We start from the raw sequence: 384 nt of genomic DNA on the forward strand, positions 1-384 counted from the left end.
CCGAATCTTCATGATCACGTCGAGAAGCTCCGGATTCATCTCATGGCTTCCGTCCGGCACCAGTGTGCCGTCAATATCTGATACGATCAGTTTAATCATCTCTTATCCCTCCTGGTTATGAGCATCCAGCGGACCTTCTGTGTCCGCTTACGCGTTCAATGAGCTGCATAGCCCCTTCATTTCCTGATAAACACGTCCTACAGGCAATCCTACTACATTATTATAATCCCCGTCAATCCCTTTGATATAAGAAGCGAATTTTCCCTGAATTCCGTAAGCCCCGGCCTTGTCCATGGGTTCCTCTGAAAAGGCGTACGCATGGATCTCCTCCTCTGTCATGGGATACACATGCACATCTGTTTTCTCTGCAAATGTCTTTCGTAT

General features: G+C 47.4%; 2 protein-coding genes. Both read right to left on the minus strand.

Annotated elements, in window-relative coordinates; all coding sequences use genetic code 11:
* Positions 1 to 99, minus strand: a 99-nt coding sequence (locus NE664_15610) for a hydrolase (GenBank protein ID MCQ4728060.1), incomplete at its 3' end; no start/stop codon positions are given.
* A gap of 48 nt (positions 100 to 147) precedes the next feature.
* On the minus strand, positions 148 to 384 hold a 237-nt coding region (locus tag NE664_15615; GenBank protein MCQ4728061.1), incomplete at its 5' end, for a Maf family protein.

The sequence above is a fragment of the Anaerotignum faecicola genome, from assembly GCA_024460105.1.
In the GTDB taxonomy this organism is placed as follows: Bacteria; Bacillota; Clostridia; order Lachnospirales; family Anaerotignaceae; genus JANFXS01.